The sequence below is a fragment of the Faecalibacterium taiwanense genome (assembly GCF_036632915.2).
GTDB lineage: Bacteria > Bacillota > Clostridia > Oscillospirales > Ruminococcaceae > Faecalibacterium > Faecalibacterium taiwanense.
The window spans coordinates 2,291,778-2,305,174 of the sequence record NZ_CP155552.1; the positions used below are offsets into that span (position 1 = coordinate 2,291,778).

The following is a 13,397-nucleotide window of genomic DNA, read 5'->3' on the forward strand; positions in this document are numbered from 1 at the left end:
AACAGAAAGCGTACGAGCTTGATGCAAAATCATTTCATCTGTATTTATTACTATTTTTAAAGAAGGGTTTGGAACATGAAAGATATCAAAAAATATCAGGGTGTCATCCCCGCCTTTTACGCCTGCTACGACGCAGAGGGCAATATTTCCACCGAGGGCGTCAAGGCCCTTACCCGCCATCTGATCGCCAAAGGCGTCAAGGGCGTGTATGTAGGCGGTTCCTCCGGCGAGTGCATCTACCAGCACGTGGATGAGCGCAAGGCCGTTCTGGAAGCCGTGATGAGCGAAGCCAAGGGCAAGCTGACCGTCATTGCGCATGTCGGCTGCAACAATACCGCCGACAGCGTGGAGCTGGCCCGCCATGCCGAGAGCGTGGGCGTAGATGCCATTGCATCCATTCCTCCCATCTACTTCCACCTGCCGGAGTACGCCATTGCAAAGTACTGGAACGATATGTCCGCTGCTGCTCCCAACACCGAGTTCGTCATCTACAATATCCCGCAGCTGGCAGGCACCGGCCTGACCATGAGCCTGCTGAAGGAAATGCTCAAGAACCCCAATGTAGTGGCTGTGAAGAACAGCTCCATGCCCACGCAGGACATCCAGATGTTCAAGGATGCCGGTATCGCCGCCCGCGGCGAGGGGAATTTTGTGGTGTTCAACGGCCCCGATGAGCAGTTCGTTTCCGGCCGCGTCATCGGCGCAGACGGCGGCATCGGCGGCACCTACGCCGTCATGCCCGAGCTGTATCTGGCCATGAACAACCACATCAACAAGGGCGAGATCGAAGCCGCCCGCGCCATCCAGTACGATGCCGACCGCATCATCTACAAGATGTGCGAAGCCCACGGCAACCTGTACGCCGTGCAGAAGGAGATCCTGCGCCGGATGTACGGTCTGGAGCTGGGCGGCGTGCGTGAGCCGATGCCCGGCCTGATCCCGGAAGATGAAGCCATCGTGGCCGAAGCACAGGCCATGATCGAAGCTGCCATCGCAAAGCTGTAAAATTGAAGCAGCGCCCCTCTCCGTCTCTTTTCAGAGGGGAGAGCGGGCGCTTGTTTTTGGAGGGACGTTTTATGATCTGTGATACCCTGCAGCACCTGACGCGCTACAAGGGCCTTTGCAAAAATCTCGACACGGCCATTGATTACCTGCTGACCCACGACCCTGCCAGCCTGCCTCTGGGCCGCACCGAGGTGGATGGCGAGGAAGTATTCATCAACACGATGGATGCCACGCTCCATTCGGACGATGGCTACCACCCGGAATATCACAAAAAGTACGCCGACCTGCAGCTCGACATCACCGGCAGCGAGGGCTGGGGCTTTACCACAAATCCCGGCAGGGAGATCGGCGATTTTACCGGCGACTGCGGTTTTCAGGACAGCGCCAGTGTCGTGACCGGCACACTGGGCGAAGGACGCTTTGTGCTGTTCTTCCCCACGGAGCTGCACAAACCCGGCCTTGTACAGCACGGCTGCGTGGGCGTGCGCAAGGCTGTTGTAAAGATTCGGATGGAGGATTGAACGATGGATAAGGAAAAGCTGTTTGCTCAGATCAAGGGTGGTCTGATCGTCTCCTGTCAGGCACTGGAGACGGAGCCCCTGTACACGAAAGAAGGCGGCGTGATGCCGCTGATGGCAAAAGCCGCCGCCATGAGCGGTGCTGTGGGCATCCGTGCCAACACCGTGCGCGACATTACCCAGATCAAGCAGGTGGTGGATCTGCCGGTCATCGGCATCATCAAAAAGGACTACCCCGGCACGCCCATGTACATCACCGTTACCATGAAGGAAGTGGACGAGCTGGTGGAGTGCGGCGTGGACATCCTTGCCGTGCAGGGCACCGGTGCCCTGCGCCCGGACGGCTCCACCTCTGCCCAGTTCATCCGCGCCATCAAGGCAAAGTACCCCGACCAGCTGGTCATGGCCGACTGCGACAACTTTGAGAATGCCATGGCCTGCGCCGAAGCCGGTGCCGACTTTGTGGGCACCACCATGCGCGGCTACACCCCGGAGACAAAAGGCATTGACGATATCGACTTTGATTTTGTCCATAAGCTGGCCGCAGAGTGCCCGGCAAAGGTCATTGCCGAGGGCCACATCCACTACCCGGAGCAGGCGGTCAAGGCGCTGGAAGCCGGTGCATTCGCACTGGTGGTGGGCGGTGCCATCACCCGCCCGGCAGAGATCACGGCCCGCTTTACCGGTGCCATCAACGCCGCAAAAAGTAAAATGGAGTGTGCCGGATGAAACAGTATTTTGGCATTGATATCGGCGGCACAGCCGTCAAGCTGGGCATCGTGGACGAGACCGGCAGGGTGCTGCTCAAGGGCGAAGAGAGCGTGAGCTTTGACGGCTACCAGACGCCTGTTCTCACCACCGTGCGCAGGGCCGCAAAGGAGTTTTTGACTGCAAATTCCATCCCGGTGGAAAGCCTTGCGGGCATCGGCGTTTCGGCCACCGGTCAGATCGACAGCCGCAAGGGCATCGTGGCCGGTACCTGCGGCAACTTTCCCAATTACATCGGCAGCCCTATCAAGTCTGCGCTGGAAGAGGACTTCGGCCTGCCCGTCACAGTGGCCAACGACGCCAACTGCATGACACTGGGTGAAGTGTGGGTCGGCGCTGCACAGGGCTATACGGACGTGATCGGTGTGACCCTTGGTACCGGCGTGGGCGGCGGCATCCTGACCGGAGGCCATTTGTTAGAGGGTGCACGGGGCCTTGGCGGTGAGCTGGGTCACTACCGCACTCACGCGCTGGACGGTGTGGACTGTACCTGCGGCGCAAAGGGCTGCTGGGAACGCTACGCTGCCACCACCGCGCTGGTGCGCGCCGCACAGGAAAAGAACCCCGATTGGAAGGATGGCCGCGCCATCTTTGCCGCAGCCGAAGCAGGCAACGAGACAGTTCTTGCCCTGCTGGACCACTGGACGGACGAGATCGCACAGGGCCTTGCAGGCATGGTGCACATTTTCAACCCGCAGCTCATTCTGATCGGCGGCGGCGTGAGCGCGCAGCAGAAACTGCTGATCGAACCCATTGCCGCAAAGGTGAAAGCATCGGTCATGCCCGCCTTTGCAGAGGGGCTGGAAGTGCGCGCCGCTCAGCTGCACAACGATGCCGGTATGGTGGGCGCAGTGTACTACTTCCGACAGACCATGGAAAAGGAGTAATCATATATGAAAACACATATCCTCTGTCTGGGCGATTCCAACACCCACGGCTACTGCGCCGACCCCAACGACTGCGCCGACCACGGCATCCGCTTCAATGAAGAGGAGCGCTGGACCTGCCGCCTGCAGAAGGCGCTGGGCGACGAATACCTTGTGACCGAAGAGGGACTTTCCGGCCGCACCACCGTATTTGTGGACCCCATCCACGAATCCATGGATGCCCTCAGCGTCATCTATGCCCTGCTCAAGAGCCACGAGGTCATCGACCTGCTCATCATCATGCTGGGCACGAACGATGTGAAGGAGCGCTTTGGTGCCAATGCCGCCTGCATTGCTGCAGGCATGGAGCGGCTCATCCTCAAAGCAAAGAGCGTGGACTGCTGGGGCACCAAGCAGCCCAACATTCTGGTGGTGGCACCTCCTCCCATCGGCGCAGGCTTCCACGACGCTGTGATGGGCGATGGCTGTGTGGAAAAATCTGCCGGTGTGGCAGAGCAGCTCCGCATCATCTGCGAGCGGCAGGGCGTGCACTTCCTGGACGCAAAGGACTGCGAGTTCAACAAGGTGGACTTCATGCACCTGACCCGCAAGGGCCACGCACAGCTGGCGGAGCTGCTGGCAAAAGAAGTGCCGGGCCTGATCTGAGCACGATTTTAAATGCTCTCCGCTTCGCTCTGAGCATCTTTAGCGGAATTATTATTTTTATTGGGTTCTCAAAAAGCCTGCGGGCTTTTTGAGAACTTTTTTCACGAAATAGGGTCATAACCACAAACGGCATCAAACTCACAAGCAGCCTATATTTTATTTTTAATTTCCGTTTTGTTCATCTTGTAAAACATAGCAGAATCGGCTATACTTTCCGCAGAAAGATCCATTGAAAGGAACTGTGCCATGCCTGAACTTTTAAAAGTGCCTGTCACCCCTGCTCAGCAGGCAAGAGATGCCCTTCTCGGTGCCCTTGTGGGCCTTGCCCGGGCCACCACCAGCGAGCCCAAAACGGACGACACCGACGAGGTGCTGAACGCCGGTCTGCGCCTTGCCGCGCAGCCGGATGCACCGGAGGAAAGGCTGCAGCGGATGCTTGCCATCGTCCAGACTGAAAAGCACCGCGTTGCCCCGGGCTGCGCCACCTGTGCCATGCCCTGCGGCAACACGAACGATTACGATTTTGTCCGCCTGTGGGCTGCGCCCGAGAGTATCCGCACCCTCAAGCTGCAAATGCTTTCTGCCGCGTTTGCGCTGGCCCAAAAGCGCCCGCAGGGTCAGACACAGGCCGCCGTTTATCAGCTGCTGTTCACTCTTGCCGAGGACTGGGACGAGGAGCTTCTTGCCCCTGTTGTGCAACGCGCCAAGGAGCTTTGCCGGGAGTAAATCCGGGCCGGAAAGCCGCCGCTTTTACCCGCCGGGTTTGTAGCGGGAGCGTTCCCGGCGCAAACCAGAAAGGTCCGCCTTTTTTGCGTGTTTTTGTGGCAGTTCCGTAATACTGTTGCATCAAAATGCATTCCAGTGAGTTTCACACCCGATTTCCTGCCTTTTTCCGAAAGTTTTTTGCAAAAAAGACTTTACAAACCATTTCTAAAAACTTATTATATAAGTAATATATTTCATGGAGCCAATGCTGTGCAGCCCCCTGTGCAGCATTCAAATACGATCAAGGAGGGGTTTATCTATGCCCGAAAAGAAAAAGACCGCAGCGGCTGCTCCTGCTGTGGAAGCTCCTGCCGCTGAGGCCAAGGAGTCTAAGACCCGTAAATCTGCCAAGGCCCCTGCACGCCGCGGCCGTCCCCCGCTTGCACCGGAGCTGTACGTGGAGTTCAGCGGCAAGCAGTATAACGTGACCGATATCATTGACCGTGCCAAGGCCGATTACCGCGCTACCCACAAGGTTGGCGTGCAGTCCTGCAAGGTATACGTCAAGCCCGAGGAAGACGCTGCTTATTACGTGATCAACAAAGTCTCCGGCAAGCTGGAGCTGTAACTTTTCCTGTATTCTTTTCTCCTGCTGCAAAGCACTCCGCACCTGTTTTGCGGCAGGTTGTCCGTTCCCACACAAGGCTCCATTTTAAACCGTAAAAAAGCTGCCCTGCATCCAAAAATGCAAGGCAGCTTTTCATTTTACATCAAACCATCTTTTCCAGAGCGGATAATGCTGGATCACTGGGTCCGGGTCCGGGATCTCGAACACATAGCGCTCGGTAGCGTTGATCACGGTGGTCTTGCCGCGGGTGCATACGCGCGGCAGCTTTGCATCATAGTTCAGGTGCACATGGCCGTGCACGAACCACTGCGGCTCGTATTCATCCATCAGATCATTGAAGCACGCAAAGCCCTTGTGAGCATGATCCGTGCTGTCGTTCAGGCCAGCCGCCGGGGAGTGGGTGAGCAGCAGATCGATGCCGCCCACATGATGGGCCTTGCGCCAGAGTTTGCGCACACGGCGGCGCATTTCCCTTTCCGTATACTGGAAGCTGTCCTCCCGATTATTGTAGCGGATGCTGCCGCCCAGTCCCATAATGCGCAGGCCCTTCCACACATACACGCTGTCGTCCACACAAATGCATCCGCCAGGTTCATTTTCCCTGTAACTGCCGTCGTGGTTGCCGTGGACATACAAGATGGGCGCAGCCGTAAAGTTCGTAAGATATTCCAGATACTTCTGCGGCAGATCCCCGCAGGAAAGGATCAGGTCGATGCCTTCCAGATGTTCGCGGGTACCGTAGTCCCACAGTGCTTTAGAGGGCACATCCGAAATTGCAAGAATTTTCACATCGGTTTGCTCCGTTCTCTCTCGGCCTGAGGGCCGCTTATTTCACAAACCCTTTCAGGGTATTGAGGCCGTTGATCGCCATAAGCACATGCGTTTTTACATCCAGTTCATCGTAGTGCGGCAGCGCACCTTCCACGCATTCGTCCAGCCAGTCCATCTCCATCAATTCCTTGGGACTGTAGACCACGGCCTCCGGCGAGTGCAGCACATGCCCCTGCGCGTACAGGTCTTCCGGGAAGATGCGCAGGTCATCCTCGTGCAGCATCTTTTCCATCAGGTCCAGCAGCTGTAAAGTGCCTGCGGGCAGGTCTTTGCTGTAATCGATCTCCTCTGCGCCGCTGCGCATGCCCCACCAGTAATTCACGGCTCTGGCTCCCGCTGCATCGCTGTCCCATGCACCGTCAAAAATGGAACGCACAATCTCGATATAAAACGTATCCCACCGCCACACGGGCAGGCCCAGCGGCTGCAAACTGCCGTCCGGCATGCGGCGCACAAGGCCGTAATCCCGGTGAGTGCCTTCCGGCTCCCGGTTATCCCGGGCATAGAAGATCTCCACATCCGGCCTGTCAGAGAAATCCAGCGGATGTGCCGGGTCCGGCAGGCAGGCCCAGCGCAGCACCACCTTTGCGTCCGGGCGCACGGTCTTCAGGCCCTGCGCATAGGCGTTTACTGCCGCCGGGATGCCGTACACCGGGTTTGCCGCCACATAGCCTACGCGGTCGGTCTTGGTCAGTACACCGGCCAGAATGCCCAGCAGATAGGTCACTTCATACGTGCGGGGATAGTAGGTGCGCACCAGCGGGTGCGGCGCGTTGAGCGAGCAGTTCAGGATGCGGGTCTTGGGGTGCTGGGCCGCCACCTTCAGGCAGGCGGTATGCATCCGGGCACTTGAGGTGAACACCACATCGGCATTGTCGTGAGCCACATCCTCCAGCACCTGCTCCGCGTCCACCTCAGGCTCGATGTTCTCTTTGCGGGTGATGAATACCCGGTCCGGGAACGCCTGTTGCAGCGCTTCGATGCCCTTGTCGTGGGCACGCACCCACGCGCTGCTCTCGGCATTGTACTCGTGCAGGAACACCACCTTCAGCTCGCTGGGCTTTGTAAAGATGTTCAGCTTTGCCAACAGCGGTTCGCCGGGGCCCTGCTTCGGCTCCAGCGAAAGGGCCACGGCCTGCGGCTCGGTGAGCACCTTCACCTCATCCCACAGCTTTTCCAGATTCTGCTTCATCTGGCTGGGCGTACTCTCGCAGGCATCCGCGTAACGGTAGACCGACAGATACACCAGCATGGCATCGCCGGCAGTCAGATTCAGTCCGCCGCCGCCCAGAGCCAGAAACTGCTGGCGGAACATGGTATAGAAGGCGGAAAAGCTCAGCCGGTCATCATCCGTCCAGCTTTCTCCGCTGGCCTTGCACACCAGCGTCTGCAATTTTGCGTAACCCCCCAGACGGGAGAAATGCACATCGTTGACCTTGGAGAGCTTGTAAAAATCCAGAAATTCGTAGTAGATACGGTTTTCCAGACTGTCGTTCCGTTCCGGGACGAGCCGCGTGACCGTGCCCGCGATCCTGACCGCATCAAAATACTTGAGCACCGATACCCGCTTGTTGCCTTCCTGCACATAGAATTTGTTCAGGAACTCGTAGGCGATGATGGGGGTGTGGATGCCCTCTTCCAGATGTGCATCGCAGAGGTTTGACCACTTGCCTGCAAACTCGGTGTCCGGCTCCAGCAGGGGCATAAAGTTCGGTGCAAAGGCGGTGTGACGGCCGCTGGTCTTTGTGCCGACGATGCTTTCCGCCGGGATCTCCACAAGGCCCAGCGGCTCCTGCGCCACGATGTTCACATTGACCAGAATATCGTCCAGCACCGCAAGATACGGCGACTGGCCGCGCGCCACACAGGCACGGTAAGCACGCTGGCCGCTCTTCAATGCGTTCTTGTAATCTTCCAGCATAGTTGCTCCTTTTTCTCAGCTGCAATGCGCTGCAGCCAGCTGCCGCAGCGTCCTTCTTTAGTATACCATGAAATTTGATTTTATGGGAGGATTTTCCGCACAAAAGAGTTGATTTATCCTGCAGTTTCAGGTACGATAATAGAAAGCAAACAATGATAGGAGCATTCTTTCCATGCAGACCGAACAGATCCCCGTACTCAAGGCCGACGAATACCCCGGCGGCATCTGGTATTACGAGCCGCATACATATCAGCCTTACCGTTACGTACTGGGCCGCGTTGGCACCCACCCGCTGGTATGCATTGGCATCAACCCCAGCACCGCCCAGCCCGGCGCACTGGACCCCACCCTGAAAAGCGTGGAGCGTCTTGCCGCCGCCAACGGCTTTGACAGCTGGATCATGTTCAACGTGTATCCCCAGCGCGCCACCGACCCTAACGATATGGACCGTGTGCCGGACCGCGCCCTGTGTGACGAAAACCTGCGCTGGCTCAAAGCCGTTCTGGCCCAGACCGAACCCACCATGTGGGCAGCGTGGGGCACGCTGATCGAAAAGCGGGACTATCTGCCCGGCCTCATGCGGGAGATGGTGGCCCTGACGCGGGAGCGGGAGATCCCGTGGGTCACCTTTGGCAGGCGCAGCAAAAAGGGCCACCCCCACCACCCGCTGTACCTGCGCAAGGATTCCACCCCGGAACCCTTTGATGTGGAAAATTATCTGGACACCTGCTTTTAATTTTTCAGGTGCCCGATGCGGAGGGATCTTTTTTGACCGCAGAACATTATCACGCCCTGCACAGCTGGATGGATGCCCACCCCACAGCCAAGCGCTGTGTGGTGGCACTGGACCGCTGGCTGCCGCTCATCCCTTTTGTATGTTATCCGGTGCTGCTCTGCCTGCTGAACGTCCGGCTGTTTCGGCTGCTGGGCAGTCAGCGTCAGGCCGCGCTGGACCTCACCGCCGTCATTGCGCGGACGGTGTTCGTGCCGGGGCTTACCTTCTGGGGCGGCACCATCCTGCGGGACAGGCTGAACCTGCCGCGTCCCTATGAACAGCCCGGCTTTGAACCGCTGCGGCACAAGGAGACCCGGGGCCACTCCTTCCCATCCCGCCACGCGCTGAGCGCTTCCGTGCTGGCCATGGTATGGATGTATTTCTACCCGAAGGCGGGCTGGGCGATGGTGGGCATCACGGTGCTCATCTGTGTTGGCCGTGTGCTGACCGGCGTGCACCATATCCGCGATGTCGTGGGCGGAGCCGCGCTTGGCTTTGCTTTGGGCTTTGCGGGCATGTGGCTGCTGTAAAGCAGTGCTTTGCGGGCTTTGAAAAAAGAAAAAAGATTTTTGCATTTTTTGCTTGACAGAATGGGGCCTGTATGGTATTATACTTCTCGCAGCGTGTGCCGACACACAGCTGCCGCCATAATGGAACCCATGGGATTACAACGTGCGCCCGTAGCTCAGGTGGATAGAGCAACTGCCTTCTAAGCAGTGGGCCGGGGGTTCGAGTCCCTTCGGGCGCATCTATGTGGTGCCCATAGCGTAGTCGGTTAACGCGCCAGATTGTGGATCTGGAGACCGTGGGTTCGAGTCCCACTGGGCACCCCACCAAAAATCCGCTGATGCTTTGCATCGGCGGATTTTTTTATTTGGCGGGGGTATCCCAGTGGGACTCGAACAGCAACGACGACGACCGCGGCCTGCGGCCGAAACAGGGAGGAGTTGTTGGGGCCGTGTTCTGATTTTTCAAAGCCCTGCCAAGGGGCTGCGGAAAAATCAGCAAACACAACCCGTAAGGCCCTGACCGTCAGATTCTGCTGCGGGTTCCATCCCTTAGGAATGTCTACCGGGGAACCTTCTGCCGCTGTTCAAAACAGCGGATTTTTTTATTTGGTAGGGGTATCCCAGTGGGACTCGAACAGCACGCCATTATTTTCTGCTAAAAAAGCATGTGCAGAACACCTCTGGCCGGAACGGCTCCTGTGTGCTCTGCACATGCTTTTTATTGTTTGATATCCACCCGCACGGTCAGCGCCTCATCTGCTGCAGGATCTGTGCGATCTCTGCGCTGGAATAGCCATCCTGCCGCAGTGCGGTGCTGATGCTGGTATCGCTCTTGCCCTGGCTGCGCATCAGCATGGCCATGTAGGGTACCGTTACATTCCGGGAGGTGTCACTGCCCAGACGGGTGACAGTGCCCGTGCTGCGGCTGGCTGTACCGGAGGACGTACTGCCCGTGCCAGTACTGCCAGTCTTACTGCCTGCCGCCGTGCTGCCAGCGCGGCTTGCTTTCTGCGCTGCATTGGACTTTTTCAGGTTCCACTCGCCCAGTGCGATGTTCAGCTTCTGGCTTGTGACATCGTTGTTGAATTTCTGCTGGTTGAGTTTGTCCTGATACTCCCGCTCGCTCGTCTCGTTCTCGTAGCGCTGCTGGTTCAGGCTGTCCTGATACTGACGCTCCTGCAGCTTCTGGTTCCACTGAGTGTCCGCACGGTCTGCCTCGTACTGACGGTTGCCGGAGTAGATGTTGTAGCCGGTATTCAGCAGGCCGCTCAGCATGGAGCCAACGCCCGTGGTGCCGCTGAGAACGATCTGCACCGCATCGCCCAGCACACCCAGCACGGTCATCACATTGCTGAACACCTGCTGGCGGCGTGCTGCCTGCTGCTGTTCCTGCGCGGAGTAATAATCGTGCAGGGTGCCCAGCTGGCTCAGATAATCCTGATACGCGCCGTAGTCCTGCGCATAGGCGTTGTTGTATGCTTCGCCCTTCTGCTTCAGCTGGGTGTAGTAGTCCGAGAGCTTGTTGTTGTACTGCTGCTGGGCATCCTGTTCGCTGTTGTTCAGCTGATCCAGCTGGCTCACCAGCTCGTTGCCGCCGCTTGTATACGTATCCAGTGCCAGACTGTACAGCGTGGGGATGGCGCTGCTCAGCGCACCGATCTGCTGCTGATACGCCTGCTGGGCGGCGCTCGTGGCATAGCTGGAACCATAACCGCCGGTCAGGGCTGCAGCCTGCGCCGCAGCATCTGCGCTGGCATTGTGGGCGTTCTGCAAATAGTTCTGCTCGTACTGGCGGTAGAGCGGATCCTTGGTGTAGCTGTACTGGAAGCTCTCACGCTGCAGCAGCTGGTTCAAAAGCTGGTCGATCCGCTCCTGATAGCTGCTCTGATAATCGCCCGGGCGGTTTGCCTGCCACTCCTTCAGCGCATCTGCGGCATCCGTCACGGTCTGGCTGGGCTTGTAGCTGGAATTTGCCAGCGCGTTTTCCACCTCCGAGCGGCTGTCCAGTCCTGCCGCCGAATAGCCGCTCTGCACGGCAGGCTGGCCGCTGCCCTCCGTCTGCGCCTGCACAGCGGCAAGCGCTTCGTCCTTTTTCTTTCTGTTTGCCATATATGATCCTTTCCTTATAAATTCTGCAGTTTCGTGCGCATCTCGTCGGACATGTTCTCAACGTCCAGATTGCTCAGCACATACTGCAGCTGTTCCTGCATCTGGTACAGGTAGCTGCGCAGGGCGCGGGCATCCTCCGGGTCCATGTTCTCGCTAAGCTTGGGCAGGCCGATCTTGTTAATGCCCATCACGCTTGCCATTCGTCACACCTCCCCGCCTGCAATGCCGCCCTTGGCAGCGGCCATTGTTTTTGCAATGCTGCGCAGGGTGATCTGTCCCCTGCCCTTCAGGCGCAGCCGCAGGGTGCCGTGCCTCCGGGGCACGAACGGCAAATCAAAGCTGCGCCGCTTGTCCTGTGCCGTCAGGCTTGCCACCGTCTCCCATGGGCCGCCGTCATAGCTGGCGGCCACCTCCACCGTACTGCTGCACTCGGCATCCAGCCGCAGCGTCAGTCGGGAAAGATATCGGTCCTCGGCCCCGTCCAGCCCAATGTCACCAGTGGTCAGCTCAAAGTTCAGCTTTTCCTCCACACCGTCGGTGGCCTGCCAGTCCGCTTCACGGCTGGGATCTGCGGCCCACAGTGCCTGCCCGTCCCACAGATAAAGCTGTCCGCCGGTGCTGGTCATCTCGTAGGAGCACACGTCTTCTTCGCTCCAGAGCGCGCGCTCGGTATCGTACACCAGCAGCCTTGCCGTATTTTCGCCTGCCGCCGTGCGGGCCACATGCAGGTAATAGCGGCCATCCAGCGCACTGCCCACCGCGCTCTGCACATTGGCCAGTCGGCCCGAATCCAACGCGCCGGACACTTTTGTTGGAATGCTGCCGTCCCATGCCATCACACCGTCCGGCGAAAGATAATAGAGCGTCTCGTTCAGCACACACAGGCTGCGCGCCGCGTTTTTGGCAACGCCCCGGCAGCGCAGCGAGGTGAGCTGAAAATCCGAAGGCTTGGAGCCATAGAGCTTGTGCAGTGTGTTCTCCTTAAAGAACAGCGCATAGCCCATGCATGTGGCCGCGCCGGTAAACGCACCATCGCTGCCCACCGTCACTGCGTAGCTGTCTGCCGCAATGCCCCGGTAGGAAAACCAGTTGGTGGGGTCGCCTAAGCGGCAGGCATAGATCACGTTTTCCTTGCTGCTGCAGCCCCATACCCGGTTGTCGCACTCGGTAACGTAGTCCAGATCCGGCACGCGGCGTTCCATCCGTACCGGCGTGCTCACCGCAAAGCTGCGTGTCTCCTTGCCGTCCAAGCTGGTCCACTGGGCGCTCTCGGCGCTCTGCACCAGCGTGCCGTAAACATGATCTCCCTCCGGGCTTACCCGCACGCGCAGCCCGTTTTCCAGCACATCGTAAACTACCAGATCCCCGTCCAGCTTTGTCCACATGCCAGCCTGCTGTGCTGCCGTGCCCTGCACGGTCACGGTGTCCCACTGGGCAAATAGCCTCTGCGCGCCCGCCGCTGTGATGCGGCAGTATTCCAGCGGCACTGCCGTCCAGCTGCCGGAGGATGCGCTGTACTCTTCCAGCGTGCTGGTGCTGGCCCATGGGTGCTCCTCGTCCTCCACCTTCAAAAAGAGCTGTCCGTCTGCAGGCTTCTCCGGTTCCTCCTTGCCGTAACCGCTCACCTCGTAGGCCTTGCCCGCGGCATCGCAGGGTGCAAACTGCACGCTCTGTCCCTCTGCCTGCCATACAGCTCCCAGTGCCGAAACACTTCCGTCCGCTGTATCAAAGGCTACCTTGTCCGGGAAGATCAGGATTTTTGTACCAATGCCCACCAGTGCCTTTTTGCCGTCGGTCACTGCCTCGGTGCAGGTCACCGGGTTCGCGCCGTCGGCATCCGGCGTGTAGATCAGATCCTTCCCGCAGACGGTCAGCAGCCCGTTCAGGTGATACATGCCGTTCAGCCCGGTCAACTCCCTCAGCTTGCGGCGCGGCTTGCGGGTGCTCAGCGCCGGGAAATCCCGGGCAGAAAAATTCACGCCCGCGCTGTACTCTGCTTCCGAGCAGGCATAGGTCTCGTTCAGCCCGCCGAATACCCGCACAAGACTGCGGCTGTTCTGCAGCTTCGCTCTGTTTGCCAGAACCATGCTCTCACC

General features: G+C 58.7%; 14 protein-coding genes and 2 tRNA genes. 11 read left to right on the forward strand and 5 right to left on the reverse strand.

Annotated features, from left to right (window positions below; genetic code table 11):
- Nucleotides 1–75 precede the first annotated feature (75 nt).
- The 7 genes from PXT33_RS11295 (at nucleotide 76) to PXT33_RS11325 (ending at nucleotide 5,156) form a co-directional block, all read left to right on the forward strand.
- Nucleotides 76–1,005, forward strand: a complete 930-nt coding sequence (locus tag PXT33_RS11295) for a dihydrodipicolinate synthase family protein (protein ID WP_332376572.1) — start codon at nucleotides 76–78, stop codon at nucleotides 1,003–1,005.
- 71 nt (nucleotides 1,006–1,076) lie between these two features.
- Complete coding sequence (locus PXT33_RS11300) at nucleotides 1,077–1,526, forward strand: YhcH/YjgK/YiaL family protein (protein WP_005944594.1); 450 nt, start codon at nucleotides 1,077–1,079, stop codon at nucleotides 1,524–1,526.
- Between the two features lie 3 nt (nucleotides 1,527–1,529).
- The gene (locus tag PXT33_RS11305) at nucleotides 1,530–2,252 is read left to right on the forward strand and encodes an N-acetylmannosamine-6-phosphate 2-epimerase (RefSeq protein WP_347070325.1); all 723 of its coding nucleotides are present in this window, start codon (nucleotides 1,530–1,532) and stop codon (nucleotides 2,250–2,252) included.
- Nucleotides 2,249–3,178, forward strand: a complete 930-nt coding sequence (locus PXT33_RS11310; protein WP_332376574.1) for an ROK family protein — start codon at nucleotides 2,249–2,251, stop codon at nucleotides 3,176–3,178. Before PXT33_RS11305 ends, PXT33_RS11310 begins: the two co-directional genes overlap by 4 nt.
- Before the next feature lie 6 nt (nucleotides 3,179–3,184).
- Entirely contained in the window at nucleotides 3,185–3,823 is a 639-nt protein-coding gene (locus tag PXT33_RS11315; RefSeq protein WP_005944601.1) for a GDSL-type esterase/lipase family protein, read from the forward strand.
- Nucleotides 3,824–4,069: 246 nt separating this feature from the next.
- Nucleotides 4,070–4,549, forward strand: coding sequence for a hypothetical protein (locus PXT33_RS11320; protein WP_332376575.1), 480 nt, complete (start codon nucleotides 4,070–4,072; stop codon nucleotides 4,547–4,549).
- Nucleotides 4,550–4,847: 298 nt separating this feature from the next.
- Nucleotides 4,848–5,156 carry a DUF6465 family protein gene (locus tag PXT33_RS11325; protein WP_005944609.1) on the forward strand — a complete coding sequence of 103 codons (309 nt, stop codon included), beginning with the start codon at nucleotides 4,848–4,850 and terminating at the stop codon, nucleotides 5,154–5,156.
- A 132-nt stretch (nucleotides 5,157–5,288) separates the two neighbouring features.
- Here PXT33_RS11325 and PXT33_RS11330 read toward each other — a convergent pair whose 3' ends face one another.
- Both PXT33_RS11330 and PXT33_RS11335 read right to left on the reverse strand, forming a co-directional pair.
- A complete protein-coding gene (locus tag PXT33_RS11330) occupies nucleotides 5,289–5,945 on the reverse strand; it encodes a metallophosphoesterase family protein (protein WP_120080891.1) in 657 nt (218 codons plus the stop codon).
- A 37-nt stretch (nucleotides 5,946–5,982) separates the two neighbouring features.
- Nucleotides 5,983–7,908, reverse strand: coding sequence for a BMP family ABC transporter substrate-binding protein (locus tag PXT33_RS11335; RefSeq protein WP_332376577.1), 1,926 nt, complete (start codon nucleotides 7,906–7,908; stop codon nucleotides 5,983–5,985).
- 172 nt (nucleotides 7,909–8,080) lie between these two features.
- On the opposite strand from PXT33_RS11335, the gene PXT33_RS11340 reads away from it, so the two are divergent.
- From PXT33_RS11340 to PXT33_RS11355, 4 genes are all read left to right on the forward strand, one after another.
- Nucleotides 8,081–8,644 carry a DUF1643 domain-containing protein gene (locus tag PXT33_RS11340; protein ID WP_005944615.1) on the forward strand — a complete coding sequence of 188 codons (564 nt, stop codon included), beginning with the start codon at nucleotides 8,081–8,083 and terminating at the stop codon, nucleotides 8,642–8,644.
- Between the two features lie 32 nt (nucleotides 8,645–8,676).
- The gene (locus PXT33_RS11345; RefSeq protein WP_223388933.1) at nucleotides 8,677–9,213 is read left to right on the forward strand and encodes a phosphatase PAP2 family protein; all 537 of its coding nucleotides are present in this window, start codon (nucleotides 8,677–8,679) and stop codon (nucleotides 9,211–9,213) included.
- Nucleotides 9,214–9,357: 144 nt separating this feature from the next.
- A tRNA-Arg gene (locus PXT33_RS11350) sits at nucleotides 9,358–9,431 on the forward strand.
- A gap of 8 nt (nucleotides 9,432–9,439) precedes the next feature.
- Nucleotides 9,440–9,516 (forward strand) — tRNA-His (locus PXT33_RS11355).
- 420 nt (nucleotides 9,517–9,936) lie between these two features.
- Here the strand turns inward: PXT33_RS11355 and PXT33_RS11360 are convergent.
- The 3 genes from PXT33_RS11360 to PXT33_RS11370 are packed head-to-tail and all read right to left on the reverse strand — an operon-like array spanning nucleotide 9,937 to nucleotide 13,388.
- Nucleotides 9,937–11,301 (reverse strand): cell envelope biogenesis protein TolA, encoded by a 1,365-nt coding sequence (locus tag PXT33_RS11360; RefSeq protein ID WP_332376580.1) that lies wholly within the window; start codon nucleotides 11,299–11,301, stop codon nucleotides 9,937–9,939.
- A 14-nt stretch (nucleotides 11,302–11,315) separates the two neighbouring features.
- Nucleotides 11,316–11,501, reverse strand: a complete 186-nt coding sequence (locus tag PXT33_RS11365) for a hypothetical protein (protein ID WP_005944623.1) — start codon at nucleotides 11,499–11,501, stop codon at nucleotides 11,316–11,318.
- Between the two features lie 3 nt (nucleotides 11,502–11,504).
- A complete protein-coding gene (locus PXT33_RS11370) occupies nucleotides 11,505–13,388 on the reverse strand; it encodes a hypothetical protein (protein ID WP_332376581.1) in 1,884 nt (627 codons plus the stop codon).
- Nucleotides 13,389–13,397: the final 9 nt, after the last annotated feature.

Bases quoted from the DNA above. Each gene is read 5' to 3' on its own strand.
- PXT33_RS11305 (WP_347070325.1), top strand. From the start codon at position 1,530: ATGGATAAGGAAAAGCTGTTTGCTCAGATCAAGGGTGGTCTGATCGTC.
- PXT33_RS11300 (WP_005944594.1), top strand. From the start codon at position 1,077: ATGATCTGTGATACCCTGCAGCACCTGACGCGCTACAAGGGCCTTTGC.
- PXT33_RS11370 (WP_332376581.1), bottom strand. From the start codon at position 13,388: ATGGTTCTGGCAAACAGAGCGAAGCTGCAGAACAGCCGCAGTCTTGTG.
- PXT33_RS11340 (WP_005944615.1), top strand. From the start codon at position 8,081: ATGCAGACCGAACAGATCCCCGTACTCAAGGCCGACGAATACCCCGGC.
- PXT33_RS11360 (WP_332376580.1), bottom strand. From the start codon at position 11,301: ATGGCAAACAGAAAGAAAAAGGACGAAGCGCTTGCCGCTGTGCAGGCG.
- PXT33_RS11365 (WP_005944623.1), bottom strand. From the start codon at position 11,501: ATGGCAAGCGTGATGGGCATTAACAAGATCGGCCTGCCCAAGCTTAGC.
- PXT33_RS11315 (WP_005944601.1), top strand. From the start codon at position 3,185: ATGAAAACACATATCCTCTGTCTGGGCGATTCCAACACCCACGGCTAC.
- PXT33_RS11325 (WP_005944609.1), top strand. From the start codon at position 4,848: ATGCCCGAAAAGAAAAAGACCGCAGCGGCTGCTCCTGCTGTGGAAGCT.
- PXT33_RS11335 (WP_332376577.1), bottom strand. From the start codon at position 7,908: ATGCTGGAAGATTACAAGAACGCATTGAAGAGCGGCCAGCGTGCTTAC.
- PXT33_RS11320 (WP_332376575.1), top strand. From the start codon at position 4,070: ATGCCTGAACTTTTAAAAGTGCCTGTCACCCCTGCTCAGCAGGCAAGA.
- PXT33_RS11310 (WP_332376574.1), top strand. From the start codon at position 2,249: ATGAAACAGTATTTTGGCATTGATATCGGCGGCACAGCCGTCAAGCTG.
- PXT33_RS11295 (WP_332376572.1), top strand. From the start codon at position 76: ATGAAAGATATCAAAAAATATCAGGGTGTCATCCCCGCCTTTTACGCC.